Genomic DNA, 16,172 nt, shown 5'->3' on the forward strand with positions numbered 1-16,172 from the left:
TTTATTTTATCTTGTAAATTGTACCCTTTTTCGTGAATTTAGAGAAGCCAATTTTTACAGTAAAATCATAAGAATCTTTTTTTATCTTATTAATTTGTACAAACATAGGGTCTTTTTGTAAACTGTTTTTTGGATTGATATATCTTAAAGTATAGAAAAAATTATTTTTCCATTTTATAGATAAAGTATCAATATTATCTCCATACTTACTAATCTGGATACTATCTTTTCTAATGATTGTTTCTTTTACAAAATCATCTCCAGCTGGTATTTCAAAAACACCAGTTTTAAATTTATCTGAATTATCTTCAAATTCAGATTTACATGATGTTAAAGTTAATATTCCAAAAAGAAAAATAAATAGTTTTCTCATTATATACCTGTGTAATTACTTGGTGTTATTGCTTTTAATTCTGTTTTAATATCATCAGAAACTTCTAAAGTATCTATGAAGTTAGCAATAGATTTTTGATTAATCTTTTCGTTTGTTCTTGTTAAACCTTTTAGAGCTTCATATGGATTAGGATAAGCTTCTCTTCTTAATATTGTTTGTATAGCTTCTGCAACAACAGCCCAATTATTTTCTAAATCTTGTTCAAACTTTTCTTTATTTAATAAAAGCTTGTTTAATCCTTTTAAAGTTGATGTAAAACCTATAATTGTATGTCCAAAAGGTACTCCAACATTACGTAAAACAGTACTATCTGTTAAATCACGCTGCAATCTAGATATTGGTAATTTTGCAGATAAATGTTCAAAAATTGCATTGGCAATTCCTAAATTTCCTTCTGAGTTTTCAAAATCTATAGGATTTACTTTATGTGGCATTGCAGAAGAACCTACTTCACCTTTTTTAATTTTTTGTTTAAAATAATCCATAGAAACATAAGTCCAGAAATCTCTATCTAAATCTATAATTATGGTATTTATTCTTTTTAAAGTGTCAAATAGAGCAGCCATGTGATCATAATGTTCTATTTGTGTTGTAGGAAATGAGTGTTGTAAACCTAATTTTTCTTGAACAAACTCAGTTCCAAAAGCTTTCCAATCAATTTTAGGATATGCTACTTTGTGTGCATTGTAATTACCTGTTGCTCCACCAAATTTAGCAGCACTTGGTATATCATTTAGTAAATTAAATTGTTCTTTTAAACGAGTTACAAAGACATCTACTTCTTTACCTAATCTTGTTGGTGATGCTGGCTGACCATGAGTTCTTGCTAACATAGAAATGTCTTTCCACTCAATAACTAATTCTTGCAATTTTTTTAGAACTTGAAAGTAAGCTGGTACAAAAACATCATTCATTGCTTCCTTTATAGATAAAGGAATAGCAGTGTTGTTTATGTCTTGAGAGGTTAACCCAAAGTGAATAAATTCTTTATCTTTTTGTAAACCTAAAGCATCAAATTTTTCTTTAATAAAATACTCAACTGCCTTAACATCATGATTGGTTACTTTCTCAATATCTTTAATTTTTTGAGCATCTTCTGCAGTAAAATCAATATAAATTTTACGTAAATCGTCAAATAAATCTGTATTAAAGTCTGTTAATTGAGGCAATGGTATTTCACAAAGTGCAATAAAATATTCGATTTCTACTCGAACACGATATTTTATTAAAGCTTCTTCTGAAAAGTAATCTGCTAATTTTGATATTTTGTTTCTATAACGTCCATCAATAGGAGAAATAGCGTTTAATTTAGTTAATTTCATTTGTTAAATCTAAAATGCAAAAATAGGCATTTGTATAGATTTATATATGAGATTTTTGATGTTTTTCTATTAAAGCTAGAATATGTTTGCCTCTAGCTTTTGTGCCTTTGCTTTCGTGTATAATTTTAGTCTCAATTAAATGTTTTAACTCAACATGAATCCATTTTTTTTGTAAACCAAATAAATATAAAGTATGCATAGTGTAAGCTCTAACTGCAATTTTTTGTGGTGTAATTAACCAATCAAATCCTGTTTCTATAATAGCATCTATATGTTTAGAGTTTAGCTTTTCTAAAACTTTAAAATTTTGTTTTTTATGATATGTTGTAGCAAGTTGCTCACAAATTTTTGCACAAGGTCTAATAGCGCTATCAAATTGTAAATTTTTGATATTAAAAGTAAATTTATCTAAATAAGGTAATATCCAATTTTTGGTATGATGAGTGCATATCCATTCTAAAATCCAAGCAGCTTTTATAGAAACTTTCTTATTTACATCAAAAGTAATATCGACTAAATCTTGCATTAAATCTTTATTATCTAACACAATATTTGCGACTCTTTGTCTGTTTTCTCTTTTAGCATTTTCGATGTTATTGAGTTCTTGAGTTAGATAATTGATGCTCATTTTTAGTTCGATTAATGTATATTTACTCTAAATACTAGATTGATGTTAAATATAAAAAGACTTGTTTTTGTTTTACTTTTTTTTGGGTGCTTTTTTTTAAGTGCTACTATGAAAGCCCAAAAAATAAATCAGTTTGATGCTAATAAAAAACGAACAGGTGTCTGGAAAAAGTTTTATAAAAATGGAACAGTTCGTTATGAAGGAGCCTTTAAAAATGGTAAAGAAATAGGTGTTTTTAAATTTTATAAAGAAGGTTTTCCAAAAAATCCTTCAATCATCAAAAGATACAAAACAGCAAATGATTCTGTGGCTGTTGAATTTTATTCGATCAAAGGAAAAATAGAAAGTAAAGGATTTTTTATTGATAAAACTAGAGTAGGAGCTTGGAAATATTTCTTTAAAAACGGAAAATTAATGTCAGAAGAATTCTACAATAATGGTAAGTTAGAAGGTACATTAATTAATTACTATCCTAATGGAAAAATTACTGAAGAAACGTATTATAAAAATGGTCTTAAAGATGGTATTTCTAAAAAATACTCAAGTGATGGAATTTTAATTGAAGAGATTATTTATAAAAATGATAAGCCAAATGGACTTGCCAAATACTTTGAATTAAATGGGAATTTAAAAGAAAAAGGAGTTTATAAAAATGGAAAAAGAGTGGGGAAGTGGGAGTTTTATTTAGATGGAGAAGTAGCTGATAAAAAAGAAGTTGAAAAAAATAAAAAATTTAATAAAAATGAATAAATTAAGAATTGGACTATTAATTTTAGCTACTTTTCTAATAACCTCATGTAAAAATGAGCAGACACAAAAAGAAAATGCTATAAATGGACTTTGGGTTGTGAAAAAAGTAAAAATGGGTAATCAAGAAATGACACCTATAGCAAGATGGATGCGTTTTAATAAAGACTCCACACAAACCTCAGGTAATGGTTGGTTGCAACATTCTGTTGGTTCATGGTCTTACAAATTAGATAGTCAATTATTAAAAGTTGAAAATTTTAATGGCGTTGTTGATGAATTTAATGATCCTTTTAAAGTAAACTTTTCAAATAAAAATATGATTTGGAAAAGAAAAGAAGGAGATTTTGATGTAACAATTACTCTAGAAAAAATTAATGAAATACCAACATCAGAAGCTAATAAATTGTATGGTTTATGGAAATTTGAAACTATTTTTGAAAACGGAAAAGAAATTTCAGATTCTCTTAATCCATCAAAAAAAGCAATGCTATTTTTAAGATGGGATAACACCTATGAGTTACGAAATTATCCTGTAGGAGAGTTATATGGCATTTTTAAAACTCATGCTCATAGACTTCAAATAGATATGGTAAGTTACAGTAAAATTCCAAAATATCAATTTTACGAATTTAAGTTAGAAGGAAACAATTTGTTGCTAAATTCTACAAACAGCGATAAACAAATAAAACTAACTAGAATTAATCAATTTTTAAAATAGCTATATCAAAACTATCAATTTCTAAATCGTATTCAAAAGTGTAACTTTGCAAACTCAAAAGTTAAGAATGAAAAGAGTAGTTGTTGGTCTTTCTGGTGGAGTAGACTCTAGTGTTACAGCATATTTACTAAAAGAACAAGGATATGAAGTTATAGGCCTTTTTATGAAAAATTGGCATGATGATTCTGTGACGATTTCTAATGAATGCCCTTGGTTAGAAGATAGTAACGATGCTATGATTGTAGCTCAAAAATTAGGGATTCCTTTTCAGGTAGTAGATTTAAGTGAGCAATACAAAGAACGTATTGTAGATTATATGTTTGATGAGTATGAAAAAGGAAGAACACCAAACCCTGATGTACTATGTAACCGTGAAATAAAGTTTGATGTCTTTATGGATATTGCTTTAAAATTAGGTGCAGATTATGTAGCTACTGGACATTATTGTAGAAAAGCAGAAGAAGAGATAAATGGAGAAATGGTGTATAAATTATTGGCAGGTAAAGACAATAATAAAGATCAATCTTATTTTTTATGTCAATTATCTCAAGAGCAATTAGCAAAAGCTTTATTTCCAATTGGTGAGTTAACTAAGCCAGAAGTAAGAGAAATTGCTAAAGAAGCAGACTTAATTACTGCAGAAAAGAAAGACTCACAAGGTTTATGTTTTATTGGTAAAGTACGTTTACCTGAATTTTTACAACAAAAGTTACAACCTAAAGAAGGTGAAATTGTTCAAATACCAAGTGATTTTAGTCAATATACCAAATCTATTCCCAGATTTGAGAATAAAGAAGCAGAGCTAAAATATTTGGCAACAAAATTCTCTTACACCAAAACAGATGGTAAAGTAGTGGGTAAACATCAAGGAGCACATTATTTTACAAAAGGTCAAAGAAAAGGCTTAGCAGTTGGTGGCACAAAAGAGCCTTTATTTGTTATTGAAACTGATGTTGATGAAAATATCATTTATACAGGTGAAGGAAAAAACCATGCAGGATTGTATAGAAACGTTTTATTTGTTGCAAATGAAGAAATACATTGGATTCGTGAAGATTTAACTTTACAAGTAGGAGAAACTATGGAAGTTGAGGCCAGAATACGTTATAGACAGCAATTAGAAAAAGCAACCTTATATCAATTTAAAGAAGGTTTATATGTTTGTTTTGATAATAAGCAATCTGCAATACAAGAAGGTCAGTTTGTGGCTTGGTATAAGAATGAAGAGTTGTTAGGTTCTGGAGTCATATCTTAATTTTAAATTCATTATTTGAAAAGAACATTTTTTATAATATTGGTTTTTTTTTCTTTGTGTACTTTTTCACAAAAAGATACTATTATAAATTTCTATAATTTCAATAATCAGAAATCCTTATCAAAACCAAATGATTTAAAATTCATTGAAGTATTAATAAAAAAGAATGATACTTTATGGAGATTTGAAAGGTACAAGGCAAATGGTCATCTTTTTTGTTTTTGGCACTCAAAAACAAAAGATAGTCAGCAAAAAATTGGCCAATTTATAACTTTTGATAAAAATGATAGTATTTCTTCTATAACCTATTATAATCAAAAAGGTTTAAGAAATGGAAGAACTAAAGCTTGGTTTCCAAACAGAAATGTTAATTATGAAGGATCATATAAAAATGGTAAAAGAAATGGGGTTTGGAAATTTTTTCATTTTAATGGTAAAATTGCAGCAAGAGGTTTTTTTAAAAATGATACACTTATAAAACAATTTTATTTTGATGAATTTGGAAAATCAATAAAGGTAAATGAAGATTGTTGTACTAGGGAACAAAGATTTAAAGGAGGTATAAATAAGTTTAGAAATAAGCTTAAAAAATTTACTAAAACCATTAATTACCAGTTAATAGGAGATTTATATGTAGATTTTTCTATAGATATAAATGGTAACATAGATGATGTTGAAATTTATGGTTATGCTCCAAATAATGTAAAACATGAATTAATTACTTTTTTTAAAAACATTAAAGGTTGGGAGCCAGCTATTCATTTAAAGAGAAAAGTACCTTCTAATTATTTTATAAAACTAAATTTTAAATAAACGTATGTCAAAAGCAATCAAAAATCTTTTCAATATTGAGTATCCAGTAATTCAAGGAGGAATGATTTGGGTTTCTGGGTGGAAACTTGCTTCAGCAGTTTCTAATGCAGGTGGTTTAGGTTTAATAGGCTCTGGATCTATGTATCCTGATGTTTTAAGAGAACATATACAAAAATGTAAAAAAGCTACAGATAAACCTTTTGGTGTAAATGTACCTATGTTATATCCTCAAATTGAGGAAATCATGAATATTATTGTAGAAGAAGGTGTTAAAATTGTATTTACTTCTGCTGGAAATCCAAAAACTTGGACATCTTTTCTTAAAGAAAAAGGAATTACAGTTGTTCATGTAGTCAGTTCTGTAAAGTTTGCTTTAAAAGCAGAAGCAGCTGGAGTGGATGCTGTTGTTTGTGAAGGTTTTGAAGCAGGTGGACATAATGGACGTGAAGAAACCACAACCTTTACTTTAATTCCAATGGTTAAAGAGGTTGTAAATATTCCTGTTATTGCTGCTGGAGGTATTGCTACAGGAAGAGGAATGCTTGCTGCAATGGTTTTGGGTGCAGATGCTGTACAAATTGGAAGTAGGTTTGCAGCTACTTTAGAATCTTCTGCACACACCAATTTTAAGCAAACTATAGTTAATGTTAAAGATGGTGATACTCATTTAACCTTAAAAGAACTAGCTCCTGTTCGTTTGGTAAAAAATAAGTTTTTTAATGATGTTCAGCGTTTATATGAAAACAATCCAACTAAAGAAGAATTAAAGGATTTATTAGGAAGAGCAAGAGCAAAAAAAGGAATGTTTGAAGGTGATTTAGATGAAGGAGAACTAGAAATAGGACAAATTGCAGGTTTAATTGATGAAATAAAACCAGCAAAAATGGTTTTGCAAGAAATTATTGATGAATTTAATGAAGTTAAAGGCTTAATAAACAAGCTTTAAGGTTCTAATTTAAAGAAAATCAATAATTTACATTAACTTAACATATTTAGAAGTATCTTTGTGCTTTAACAATTCGCTGCTATAAATAAATTGCAGCACAATATTTTTTATATGAGTAAAGGTACCGTAAAATTCTTCAATGAGTCTAAAGGATTTGGATTTATCACAGAAGAAGGAACAAACAAAGAACACTTTGTACACATTTCTGGATTAGTAGATGAAATTCGTCAAAATGACGAAGTTGAGTTTGACTTAAAAGAAGGTAGAAAAGGATTAAACGCAGTAAACGTTAAAGTATTATAATATATTTAGATTACTAGTTAAATTTTATGAAAGACCTATCAAAAGATTTGATAGGTCTTTTTTTATTTTGTTATTTCGTTAATACTTTCTAAAATAATAGAGCATCCTTTTTTTATTTCTTCATCAGTAATATTTAGTGGAGGAGTAATTCTTAAAGCTCTTCCTTCAAAAAGTAAAAAGAATAATATTAATCCTTTATCAAGACATTTATAGATAATTTTTGCAGCTAATTCTGGTGTTTCAACAATAGCTGCAAGCATTAGTCCTTTTCCTCTTATTTCTTTAATTAAATTATGTTGTAAGTACTTACGTATTAATTTTTCTTTCTTTAATGTTTCTGAAATAAGTTTTGTTTGTAAAATTTCATTTACAGTTGCTTTTCCTGCTGCTGCTATTACAGGGTGACCTGCAAAAGTAGAAATATGACCTAGTTTTGGATTTTCTTTTAACAAATTCATGTGTTTATTAGAAGCGATAAATGCTCCAATTGGCATTCCACCACCCAAACCTTTTCCAGTAATAATAATATCTGGAGTAACATTATAATTTTCAAATCCCCAGAATTTTCCAGTTCTTCCAATTCCTGTTTGTATTTCATCTAAAATTAAAAGCGCACCAACTTCATCACATTTTGCTTTTACTTTAGCTAAAAAATTACCTTGTGGTTCTATAAATCCTGCTCCACCTTGTATAGTTTCAAAAATAACTGCGGCTGTTTTTTCTGTAATTTGATGTAAGCAAAAATCACAATTAAAGCTGATAAATTTTGTACCAGGAATTAAAGGTCTAAAAGCTCTATTTTGCTGTTCTGCACCAGAAACACTCATAGCACCTTGAGTATTTCCATGATAAGCATTTTTTGCGGCTATAATTTCAAATCTATTTGTTGCTCTTTTCGCAAGTTTTATTGCTCCTTCTGTAGCTTCTGTTCCAGAGTTGGTTAAATAGACAGCGTTTAAAGTTTTAGGTGAGTTTTGAACCAATAATTTACACAAATCTACTTGAGGCTCTTGTATAAATTCTCCATACACCATAACATGAGTATATTTATCTATCTGATTTTTAATAGCTTCTGATACTTTTGGATGATTATGACCCAAACTATTTGCAGAAACTCCTGCTACAAAATCTAAATATTTTTTTCCTGAAATATCATAAATATAATTGCCTTTAGCATGAGAAATTTCTAAAGCTAAAGGGTGAGGAGAAGTTTGTGCTTGATATGTAAAAAAATCTGATTTCAAAATTATTGATCTATTTCTACCTCTATTTTCTTCTTAGCCTTTTTATCTTTTTTTGGAATTATAGCTGGTTCTATTTTAGGTTCTATTTTCTTAACAGGAGTATTGTCTTTTTCTCCATCTTTTAAAAAGATATCCTCTTTCTTTTTGGGTTGTTCATCTTCTCTCCAAATAAAACCTTTTAACTTTTTACTTTCTTCTGGAAACATAGATGGAGGATAAGTTTTTCCATCTGATTGAGTAAGATATTTTATAGATTGTACTTCTCCTTTTTCTAAGGTAAACTCAATGTTACTTGAAATTTCTTTGGTAATGGTTTCTAATACTTTAGTTTGCTCATTTCTATTAAAATAAACAGATTCTGCATTACCTTTAACTAATAGATACTTTAATTTATTTTCATAAAATTTACCAAACATATTTCTACCTTTAATTTGATTAAAGTTATCTTTAGATAGTGAATCTTTAGAGTTTATAAAGGCATTATTAAACACTTTTAATGAGTCTAATTTTTCTGTTTCTAAATTAGATTGTAAAAAAATTGAATCACCAGTTATTTGATTTTTATCTGACCAGATTACTGGGTTTCTATACATTTTGGTATAACCAGTTTCTTGGTTTGTATGAATAGAATCGCATTTACCTTGCAAGTCAGATTTAAAGATTTTTACATTATGATAAGTTCTAATTATTCTTTTTTTAGGTTTACCAGTAACTAACAAAGTATCACCATGAATAAACATAGAATCTTTATCTATAATTGATATTGCAACAGCTCTTTTGATTATAAATAAAGAATCTTTTTTCTCAAAAAGTTCTGCATAATTTCCTTTAGAAATAAAATTTTGAACAGTATCTATGACTTTAATATTATTAGTTGCAGAAGCAAATCCTTTTTTCTTGTCATAATACAAACTATCTCCTTCAACTGTTCTTTCTTTTAAATAGAGTTTTGCATTTTTAGTAAAATGTGAAATATCAGTTTTAGTATTATAAAAACCTTTTTCTGCATACAGTTTATTTTTGTTTTGAGTATTTGTAATTGTAGAAGGTCCATACAAATAGGCTAAACCAGAATTGGTGTAATAATCTAAATGATTAGATTTTAAATTATGTTCAGGATTGACCACTGTAACTCTTGTTGTTGCAGTAAATTTTTTGTTTTCTAAATAGTAATTACCGTTTTTACTTTTTAAAGTATTTGTGTTATCTCTTATAGTAGCATAACTTCTATAATATAGTTTTTGATTAATCCTATCAAACTGAAGTGTATCTGTAGTAAGTGTCATTGTAGGATCTTTCAATACTACATCTCCCCAAGAAAGTGCTTGTTTAGAGTTAGCATCATAATCTGCATATTTTGAAGTTTGGGTAATTGTATCACCTTGTTTTATTAATACATTACCAATAGCTTTAAAGAAATTTTGCTTTTGATAATATAATGCTTGCTGACAGGTAAGATCTATACCTTCATGCTTCATTTTTACATTACCCAATAGAATTGTTGCTCCTGGATATTTTATCTCATCAACTTCTTGAATTTCAGCAGTATATTCGATTTTCTTTTTTTCTTGAGCTAAAAGAAAAAATGAATTTAAAATGAATAACAAAAAAAATATTCTTTTCAAAAGATTTGTTTTGTGACAAAAATAATGAAAAGAATATCTCAACTTCTTAATATTAAGATAAATCTATTATCTAATAATAGTTTGTTTTCTATCTGGCCCTACAGAAACAATTTTTACAGGTACTCCTGTTTCTTTTTCTATGAAGGCAATGTAATCCATTAAGTTTTTTGGAAGTTCGTCAACAGAAGTCATTTTAGTTAAATCTTCTCTCCAACCTTTAAACTCAGTATAGTTTACAGACACATTCTCTGGCTCAATATTGTAAGGTAAATGTGTAATTTCTTCTCCTTTATAATTATAAGAAGTACATACTTTTAAAGTATCAAAACCAGAAAGTACATCACCTTTCATCATCATTAATTGAGTAACACCATTAACATCTACAGCATATTTAAGTGCAACTAAATCTAACCAACCACATCTTCTAGGTCTACCAGTTGTAGCACCAAATTCATGACCAACTCTTCCCATTGTTTCTCCATCTTCATCAAATAATTCAGTTGGGAAAGGTCCAGAACCAACTCTAGTAGTATAAGCTTTAAAAATTCCAAATACATCACCAATTTTATTAGGTGCAACACCTAAACCTGTACAAGCACCAGCTGCTGTTGTGTTTGAAGACGTTACAAAAGGGTAAGTTCCAAAATCTATATCCAATAATGAACCTTGAGCACCTTCTGCTAATATAGTTTTTTTATCTTTTATTGCTTGATTTAAAAACTCTTCACTATCAATAAATTTTAGTGTTCTTAATTTGTCTATTCCTTTACAAAATTCAGTTTCTAATTCTTTTAAATCATATTCTATTTGAACATCAAAAAACTCTAACATTTTAATATGTTTTGCAGTTAATGCATCATATTTATCTTTCCAGTTTTCTAATTCTAAATCTCCAACACGCATTCCATTTCTACCAGTTTTATCCATGTAAGTAGGACCAATACCTTTTAATGTAGAACCAATTTTAGCTTTACCTTTAGAGGTTTCTGATGCAGCATCTAATAATCTGTGTGTAGGTAAAATTAAATGTGCTTTTCTAGAAATTAATAATTTAGAGGTATAATTTATTTTATGTTTATCTAAATTTTCTAATTCTTTTTTAAATATTACAGGATCTATTACAACTCCATTACCAACTACATTTAAGGCTTTATCATGAAAAATACCTGAAGGGATAGTGTGTAATACATGCTTTTCGCCATCAAAAATTAAAGTATGACCTGCATTTGGTCCTCCTTGAAAACGAGCTATGATGTCATAATTTTTGGTAAGTACGTCTACAATTTTACCTTTTCCTTCATCTCCCCATTGTAAGCCTAGTAATAAATCTACTGCCATTATATAATTTTGTAATTGTTTATTTTATAAACTGTTAATTAAAAATTTATTTATTTTTTTTTGTTCCGTAAAAATAAAGTGAATGATTGTGAATGTTAATGTCAAAAATATCTTCGATTGTTTTTTTGATGATTTGAATTCTAGGGTCGCAAAATTCTTTTACTTCACCAGAATCAGTAAAAATAACATGATCATGATTTTTATCGAAATAACTTTTTTCATAACGAGCCATAGTTTGTCCATCAAATTGATGTTTTCTCACCAAATTACAATCTAAAAGTAAATCTATAGTGTTATATAGAGTAGCTCTACTAACTCTATAATTTTTATTTTTCATTTTAATATATAAAGATTCTATATCAAAATGTTCATCAGCATCATAAATTTCTTGAAGAATAGCATAGCGTTCTGGAGTTTTTCTATGTTTATTTTCTTCTAAATATGAAGTGAATACTTTTTTAACTATTTCTTGATTTTCAGTAGAATTACTCATCAGTTTTACTTTTACGAAGCAACAAATTTACGTTTATTTCTTTATAAAAAAACACTTTTGTTAGAATGATATTTACATTCTATTAACACGCTCTACATTTTTAACTCCTTCAACTTTTTGAATATTATTGATGAGTTTGTTTAGCTGCCCTATGTTTTTTACACTTAAAGATATTTTACCATCAAAAACACCTTCGTCTCCAGATATATTTATACTATGAATAAAAACACCCATATTATTAGAAATTATTCTGGTTACATTATTTACAATACCTGTATTATCAACTCCACTAATATGCAAAACAGCTTTAAAGTCTTGTTTGGTAGAATCTATCCATTTTGCAGGCATAATTCTATATGCATAATTAGATTGTAAAGAAATTGCATTAGGACAATTCTTTTTATGCACTTTAATACCATCATTAATGGTTAAAAACCCAAAAACTTTATCTCCAGGTATAGGATTACAACATTTAGATAATTTATAATCTAACTTTTCTTCTTCTTTACCAAAAACAAGGGCATCATATTTATATGTTACTTCTTCTTCATCAGTCTCTTGTTGAGTTTTTACAGAAGGTCCTCTTCTTAATTTTGTTTTAAAGAAGTTTAGAATAGTACTATTTCTTTGAGATACAAAAGCTTTTAATTGTGTATTGTCTATTGCACCATTTCCTATTCTATAAAACAAATCGAAACTTGTTCTAAGTTTAAAAAAGTTAACTAAATCATTAATTGTTTTTTCGTTAAAAGGTATTTTTAAATGACGAAGCTTACGTGTTAAAATAGCTTTGCCTTCTTCAGCAATCTTCTTTTCTTCATCTTTTAAAGCAGCTCTAATTTTTGTTCTTGCTCTAGCAGTAATCACAAAATCTAGCCAACGTGAATTTGGTTTATTCGTAGAACTAGTAATTACTTCTATTTGATCTCCACTTTTTAGTGTATGACTTAAAGGAACTAATTTACCATTTACTTTAGCTCCTCTACATTTTAATCCTACATCTGTATGAATAGAAAATGCAAAATCTAAGGCTGACGCATCTTTTGGTAAGGATTTTAAATCTCCTTTTGGAGTAAAAACATAAATTTCTTTTGCATAAAGGTTTAATTTAAAGTCTTCTACAAAATCTACTGCGTTTATATTTTGATTTTCTAATGTTTCTTTGAGTTTATTTAACCAAGCTTCTAAACCACTTTCATTATCATCACCTTGTTTGTATTTAAAATGAGCAGCATAACCTTTTTCTGCTATTTCATTCATTCTATTAGAACGAATTTGTACTTCTACCCATTGAGCATCTGGTCCAACAACTGTAATATGTAATGCTTCATATCCTGTAGATTTTGGTTGAGAAATCCAATCTCTTAAACGAGCTGGGTTAGGCCTAAAATTATCAGTTACAATTGAGTAAATTTTCCAAGCATCATGTTTTTCATCCTTAGAAATTGGCTTAAATATGATTCTAATAGCATATTTATCAAAAACTTCTTCGAAAGTTACATTCTGTTTCAACATTTTTCTACGAATAGAAAAAATAGATTTAAAACGACCTTTTATTTCATATTTAAATTTCTCTTTACTTAAACCTTCTTCAATAGTTTTAGAGAATCTATTTAAATAATCTTGTTGTTCTTCTTTACTTTCTTTTATTTTAGCAACAATACTGTTATAAACTTCTGGCTCTGTGTATTTTAACCCTAAATCTTCAAGTTCTGTTTTAATATTATAAAGACCAAGTCTATGAGCTAGAGGTGCATAAATATATAAGGTTTCAGATGCAATTTTTACTTGTTTATGAGCTGGCATAGCATCCATAGTTTGCATGTTATGCAATCTATCTGCAATTTTTATTAAAATTACACGAACATCATCATGTAATGTAAGTAGCATTTTTCTAAAATTTTCTGCTTGTATAGAAGAGTCTTGTTCTTTGTTTAAGCGAGAAATTTTAGTTAATCCATTAACAATTTTTGCAATAGTTTCACCAAAAAGATGTTCCATATCATCTATGGTATATTCTGTATCTTCTACAACATCATGAAGTAAGGCAGCAGCTATAGAAGTTGCACCTAAACCGATTTCATTAGCTACTATTTTTGCAACAGCTATAGGATGAAAAATATAAGGTTCACCTGTTTTTCTTCTTTGTGATGAATGTGCATCAACAGCAATTTCAAAGGCTTTTCTAATGAGTTCTTTATCTTCTTTTGATAAGACTTCATAAGTACCTTTTAACAAATCTTTGTAACGATTTGCAATTTCTTTGTTTTCTTCTTCTATGGTTGCTGTATATTCCATAAACAATTCATCAGACTTTTTAAATCTTAAGTGAATTTATGAATAACTATTTTAATTGGCAAGTATTTATTTTTCTAAGTTTTTAACTCTTTCTAATAAAGTAGGATGTGAATAATGCATAAAAACATATGCTGGATGAGGAGTTAAATTACTTAAACTATTTTTTGATAGTTTTTTTAGTGATGTAATTAAAGGATTTGCAGCAAAGGTTTCTTTGGCATAATTATCTGCTTGATATTCAAATTTACGAGACATATAGTTCATAAATAAACCTGTAATTTCAGATATTGGAGAATATAAAATACCAAAAGCAATTAAGCCAATATGAAAACTAGGAATGGAAACTCCTAAAGCTTCAGATAATACAGGTGTATTTATAAATATTGATAGTATGTATAGTGTTAAGCCTGTTAATAGAATAGAGGTAGTTATATTAAAAATAATGTGTTTTCTTTTATAATGACCTACTTCATGAGCTAAAACTGCCACAATTTCTTCTGTTTCTAAATCGTTTATTAAAGTGTCAAAAAGTGTAATTCTTTTTTGAGAACCAAATCCAGAAAAATAGGCATTTGCTTTTGTAGAACGTTTAGAACCATCAATTACAAAAATATTGTTAATGGTAAAGCCTACTTTTTTTGCATATTTTTCTATTGCCCATTTTAATTCTCCATCTTCTAATGGTGTTTGTTTATTAAATAATGGCACAAATAATTTTGCATAAAACATATTTATAAACAAAGAGAAAAAAGCAACTAAAATCCAAGCATAAATCCAAAAATCTTTACCTGCAAATTCATAAAACAAAATAATTAAAGATAGTATTGTACCACCTAAAACAATTGTCATAAACCAACCTTTTAGTTTATCTAACCAAAAAGTAGTTTTTGTAGATTTATTAAAACCAAATTTTTCTTCTATTACAAAAGTTTTATAATATGAAAAAGGCGTGGTTAATATATCTGAACCAATTAAAATAACTCCAAAGAAAATTAGAGCTACTAAAATTGGGTGATTTGTAAAACTTTTTGCAAAATTGTCTACATATTTAAAACCATCAAAAAAGAAAAAGCTTACTGTTAAAACTATTGAAAATGTTGATGTTATATTAGAAAACTTTGCATTTGTTTTTTTGTATTCTTGTGATTTTTTGTATTCTTCTTCATCATAAACATCAGCTAATTTTTCGGGTATTTTATCATCAAAATGCTTCGTGTTTAAAACATCTAATATTTTATCAATTAGAAAACTGATAATAATTATAGCAATTAGAATATAAAATACTGTTGTAGGTTGCATTAATCTTTTAATCTTTTATGTGCATACATTGCAGCTCCAATTATACCTGCATTATTTCTAAACTCAGCGACTTTTACTTTAACATCTGTAGTTAAATATTCTTTAAATTGATCGTATTTTTTACTAATACCACCACCTAAAATTATTAAACTTGGCGAAAAAACAATTCTTGTATATTCTAATAATTCATCAAAACGTAAAGCCCACTGTTTTAAACTTAAATCTTCTTTTTTTCTAATAGAATCTGCTGTATAATACTCAATGATTTTTCCATTAGAATGTAGCATTTTACCTAATTCTAAATTTGGAATTAATTTTTTATTATAAAAAAGGCCAGAACCTATTCCTGTACCAATTGTTATTACAATGGTTACTCCTTTTTCTTTTTTTCCAGCTCCTAAATTTACTTCTGCAACACCTGCTAAATCAGCATCATTACTTACATAAAAAGGAATATGGCATTCTTTTCTAAAAAGTTTGTCTACCTTAATATTTAGCCATTTTTTACTTAAGTTTCCTGAATGAATACATTTACCATCTACAATAGTTGTAGGAAAACTACAACCAACAGCATCTTTCCAATCGAAATGCTCAACCATTTCTTTTACTACTTTTGCAACAGCATTAGGTGTAGCTGGTTTTGGAGTTGCTATTCTGTGTCTTTCTGTTAATAACTCTCCTGTTTTTGTGTTAACAATGGCAGCTTTAATGCCTGAACCTCCAATATCGATTCCTAATATTTTCAT

General features: G+C 28.0%; 16 protein-coding genes. 6 read left to right on the forward strand and 10 right to left on the reverse strand.

Translation table 11 applies throughout. The annotated features are described in order from the left end of the window. Position 1 precedes the first annotated feature (1 nt). Genes ACFOWD_RS09815 through ACFOWD_RS09825 form a run of 3 tightly spaced genes read right to left on the reverse strand, consistent with a single transcriptional unit; the run spans position 2 to position 2,344 of the window. Complete coding sequence (locus ACFOWD_RS09815; RefSeq protein ID WP_298993369.1) at positions 2 to 373, reverse strand: hypothetical protein; 372 nt, start codon at positions 371 to 373, stop codon at positions 2 to 4. Then, a complete protein-coding gene (gene purB, locus ACFOWD_RS09820; RefSeq protein ID WP_377410176.1) occupies positions 373 to 1,716 on the reverse strand; it encodes an adenylosuccinate lyase in 1,344 nt (447 codons plus the stop codon). The genes ACFOWD_RS09815 and purB overlap by 1 nt, the downstream gene beginning before the upstream one ends. A gap of 40 nt (positions 1,717 to 1,756) precedes the next feature. Further along, positions 1,757 to 2,344: an adenylosuccinate lyase gene (locus tag ACFOWD_RS09825; RefSeq protein WP_377410178.1), complete on the reverse strand. Its 588-nt coding sequence runs from the start codon at positions 2,342 to 2,344 to the stop codon at positions 1,757 to 1,759. Positions 2,345 to 2,452: 108 nt separating this feature from the next. Here ACFOWD_RS09825 and ACFOWD_RS09830 point away from each other — a divergent pair, with 108 nt between their 5' ends. The 6 genes from ACFOWD_RS09830 to ACFOWD_RS09855 all read left to right on the forward strand — a co-directional run bounded on the left by ACFOWD_RS09830 (position 2,453) and on the right by ACFOWD_RS09855 (position 7,129). Continuing rightward, positions 2,453 to 3,094 (forward strand): toxin-antitoxin system YwqK family antitoxin, encoded by a 642-nt coding sequence (locus ACFOWD_RS09830; protein WP_377410180.1) that lies wholly within the window; start codon positions 2,453 to 2,455, stop codon positions 3,092 to 3,094. Continuing rightward, positions 3,087 to 3,812: a hypothetical protein gene (locus tag ACFOWD_RS09835; protein ID WP_377410182.1), complete on the forward strand. Its 726-nt coding sequence runs from the start codon at positions 3,087 to 3,089 to the stop codon at positions 3,810 to 3,812. The genes ACFOWD_RS09830 and ACFOWD_RS09835 overlap by 8 nt, the downstream gene beginning before the upstream one ends. Before the next feature lie 67 nt (positions 3,813 to 3,879). Continuing rightward, on the forward strand, positions 3,880 to 5,067 hold the full coding sequence (gene mnmA, locus ACFOWD_RS09840; RefSeq protein WP_377410184.1) for a tRNA 2-thiouridine(34) synthase MnmA: 1,188 nt from the start codon (positions 3,880 to 3,882) through the stop codon (positions 5,065 to 5,067). 15 nt (positions 5,068 to 5,082) lie between these two features. Continuing rightward, a complete protein-coding gene (locus ACFOWD_RS09845) occupies positions 5,083 to 5,880 on the forward strand; it encodes a toxin-antitoxin system YwqK family antitoxin (RefSeq protein WP_377410186.1) in 798 nt (265 codons plus the stop codon). Positions 5,881 to 5,884: 4 nt separating this feature from the next. Further along, positions 5,885 to 6,826 (forward strand): NAD(P)H-dependent flavin oxidoreductase, encoded by a 942-nt coding sequence (locus ACFOWD_RS09850; RefSeq protein WP_377410188.1) that lies wholly within the window; start codon positions 5,885 to 5,887, stop codon positions 6,824 to 6,826. A 111-nt stretch (positions 6,827 to 6,937) separates the two neighbouring features. Next, entirely contained in the window at positions 6,938 to 7,129 is a 192-nt protein-coding gene (locus tag ACFOWD_RS09855; protein ID WP_298993348.1) for a cold-shock protein, read from the forward strand. A 62-nt stretch (positions 7,130 to 7,191) separates the two neighbouring features. Here the strand turns inward: ACFOWD_RS09855 and ACFOWD_RS09860 are convergent, their stop codons facing one another. The 7 genes from ACFOWD_RS09860 to ppgK form a co-directional block, all read right to left on the reverse strand. Continuing rightward, positions 7,192 to 8,373 (reverse strand): aspartate aminotransferase family protein, encoded by a 1,182-nt coding sequence (locus ACFOWD_RS09860; protein WP_377410190.1) that lies wholly within the window; start codon positions 8,371 to 8,373, stop codon positions 7,192 to 7,194. Between the two features lie 2 nt (positions 8,374 to 8,375). Continuing rightward, positions 8,376 to 9,998 carry an OstA-like protein gene (locus ACFOWD_RS09865; RefSeq protein ID WP_377410192.1) on the reverse strand — a complete coding sequence of 541 codons (1,623 nt, stop codon included), beginning with the start codon at positions 9,996 to 9,998 and terminating at the stop codon, positions 8,376 to 8,378. A gap of 66 nt (positions 9,999 to 10,064) precedes the next feature. Then, on the reverse strand, positions 10,065 to 11,336 hold the full coding sequence (locus ACFOWD_RS09870) for an adenylosuccinate synthase (RefSeq protein ID WP_377410194.1): 1,272 nt from the start codon (positions 11,334 to 11,336) through the stop codon (positions 10,065 to 10,067). Between the two features lie 46 nt (positions 11,337 to 11,382). Beyond that, positions 11,383 to 11,829, reverse strand: coding sequence for a Fur family transcriptional regulator (locus tag ACFOWD_RS09875; RefSeq protein WP_298993338.1), 447 nt, complete (start codon positions 11,827 to 11,829; stop codon positions 11,383 to 11,385). 72 nt (positions 11,830 to 11,901) lie between these two features. Continuing rightward, positions 11,902 to 14,127, reverse strand: a complete 2,226-nt coding sequence (locus ACFOWD_RS09880; protein WP_377410196.1) for a RelA/SpoT family protein — start codon at positions 14,125 to 14,127, stop codon at positions 11,902 to 11,904. 66 nt (positions 14,128 to 14,193) lie between these two features. Continuing rightward, on the reverse strand, positions 14,194 to 15,426 hold the full coding sequence (locus ACFOWD_RS09885) for a M48 family metallopeptidase (protein WP_377410198.1): 1,233 nt from the start codon (positions 15,424 to 15,426) through the stop codon (positions 14,194 to 14,196). Next, a complete protein-coding gene (gene ppgK, locus ACFOWD_RS09890) occupies positions 15,426 to 16,172 on the reverse strand; it encodes a polyphosphate--glucose phosphotransferase (RefSeq protein ID WP_298993329.1) in 747 nt (248 codons plus the stop codon). The genes ACFOWD_RS09885 and ppgK overlap by 1 nt, the downstream gene beginning before the upstream one ends.

It is taken from the genome of Polaribacter marinivivus (assembly GCF_042651285.1).
Classification (GTDB): Bacteria; Bacteroidota; Bacteroidia; order Flavobacteriales; family Flavobacteriaceae; genus Polaribacter; species Polaribacter marinivivus.

What these genes read in the sequence shown, in the direction of transcription:
- purB (WP_377410176.1), bottom strand. Translation starts at nt 1,716, where the DNA reads ATGAAATTAACTAAATTAAACGCTATTTCTCCTATTGATGGACGTTAT.
- mnmA (WP_377410184.1), top strand. Translation starts at nt 3,880, where the DNA reads ATGAAAAGAGTAGTTGTTGGTCTTTCTGGTGGAGTAGACTCTAGTGTT.
- ACFOWD_RS09855 (WP_298993348.1), top strand. Translation starts at nt 6,938, where the DNA reads ATGAGTAAAGGTACCGTAAAATTCTTCAATGAGTCTAAAGGATTTGGA.
- ppgK (WP_298993329.1), bottom strand. Translation starts at nt 16,172, where the DNA reads ATGAAAATATTAGGAATCGATATTGGAGGTTCAGGCATTAAAGCTGCC.
- ACFOWD_RS09870 (WP_377410194.1), bottom strand. Translation starts at nt 11,336, where the DNA reads ATGGCAGTAGATTTATTACTAGGCTTACAATGGGGAGATGAAGGAAAA.
- ACFOWD_RS09875 (WP_298993338.1), bottom strand. Translation starts at nt 11,829, where the DNA reads ATGAGTAATTCTACTGAAAATCAAGAAATAGTTAAAAAAGTATTCACT.
- ACFOWD_RS09825 (WP_377410178.1), bottom strand. Translation starts at nt 2,344, where the DNA reads ATGAGCATCAATTATCTAACTCAAGAACTCAATAACATCGAAAATGCT.
- ACFOWD_RS09885 (WP_377410198.1), bottom strand. Translation starts at nt 15,426, where the DNA reads ATGCAACCTACAACAGTATTTTATATTCTAATTGCTATAATTATTATC.
- ACFOWD_RS09835 (WP_377410182.1), top strand. Translation starts at nt 3,087, where the DNA reads ATGAATAAATTAAGAATTGGACTATTAATTTTAGCTACTTTTCTAATA.
- ACFOWD_RS09815 (WP_298993369.1), bottom strand. Translation starts at nt 373, where the DNA reads ATGAGAAAACTATTTATTTTTCTTTTTGGAATATTAACTTTAACATCA.
- ACFOWD_RS09830 (WP_377410180.1), top strand. Translation starts at nt 2,453, where the DNA reads ATGAAAGCCCAAAAAATAAATCAGTTTGATGCTAATAAAAAACGAACA.
- ACFOWD_RS09880 (WP_377410196.1), bottom strand. Translation starts at nt 14,127, where the DNA reads ATGGAATATACAGCAACCATAGAAGAAGAAAACAAAGAAATTGCAAAT.
- ACFOWD_RS09850 (WP_377410188.1), top strand. Translation starts at nt 5,885, where the DNA reads ATGTCAAAAGCAATCAAAAATCTTTTCAATATTGAGTATCCAGTAATT.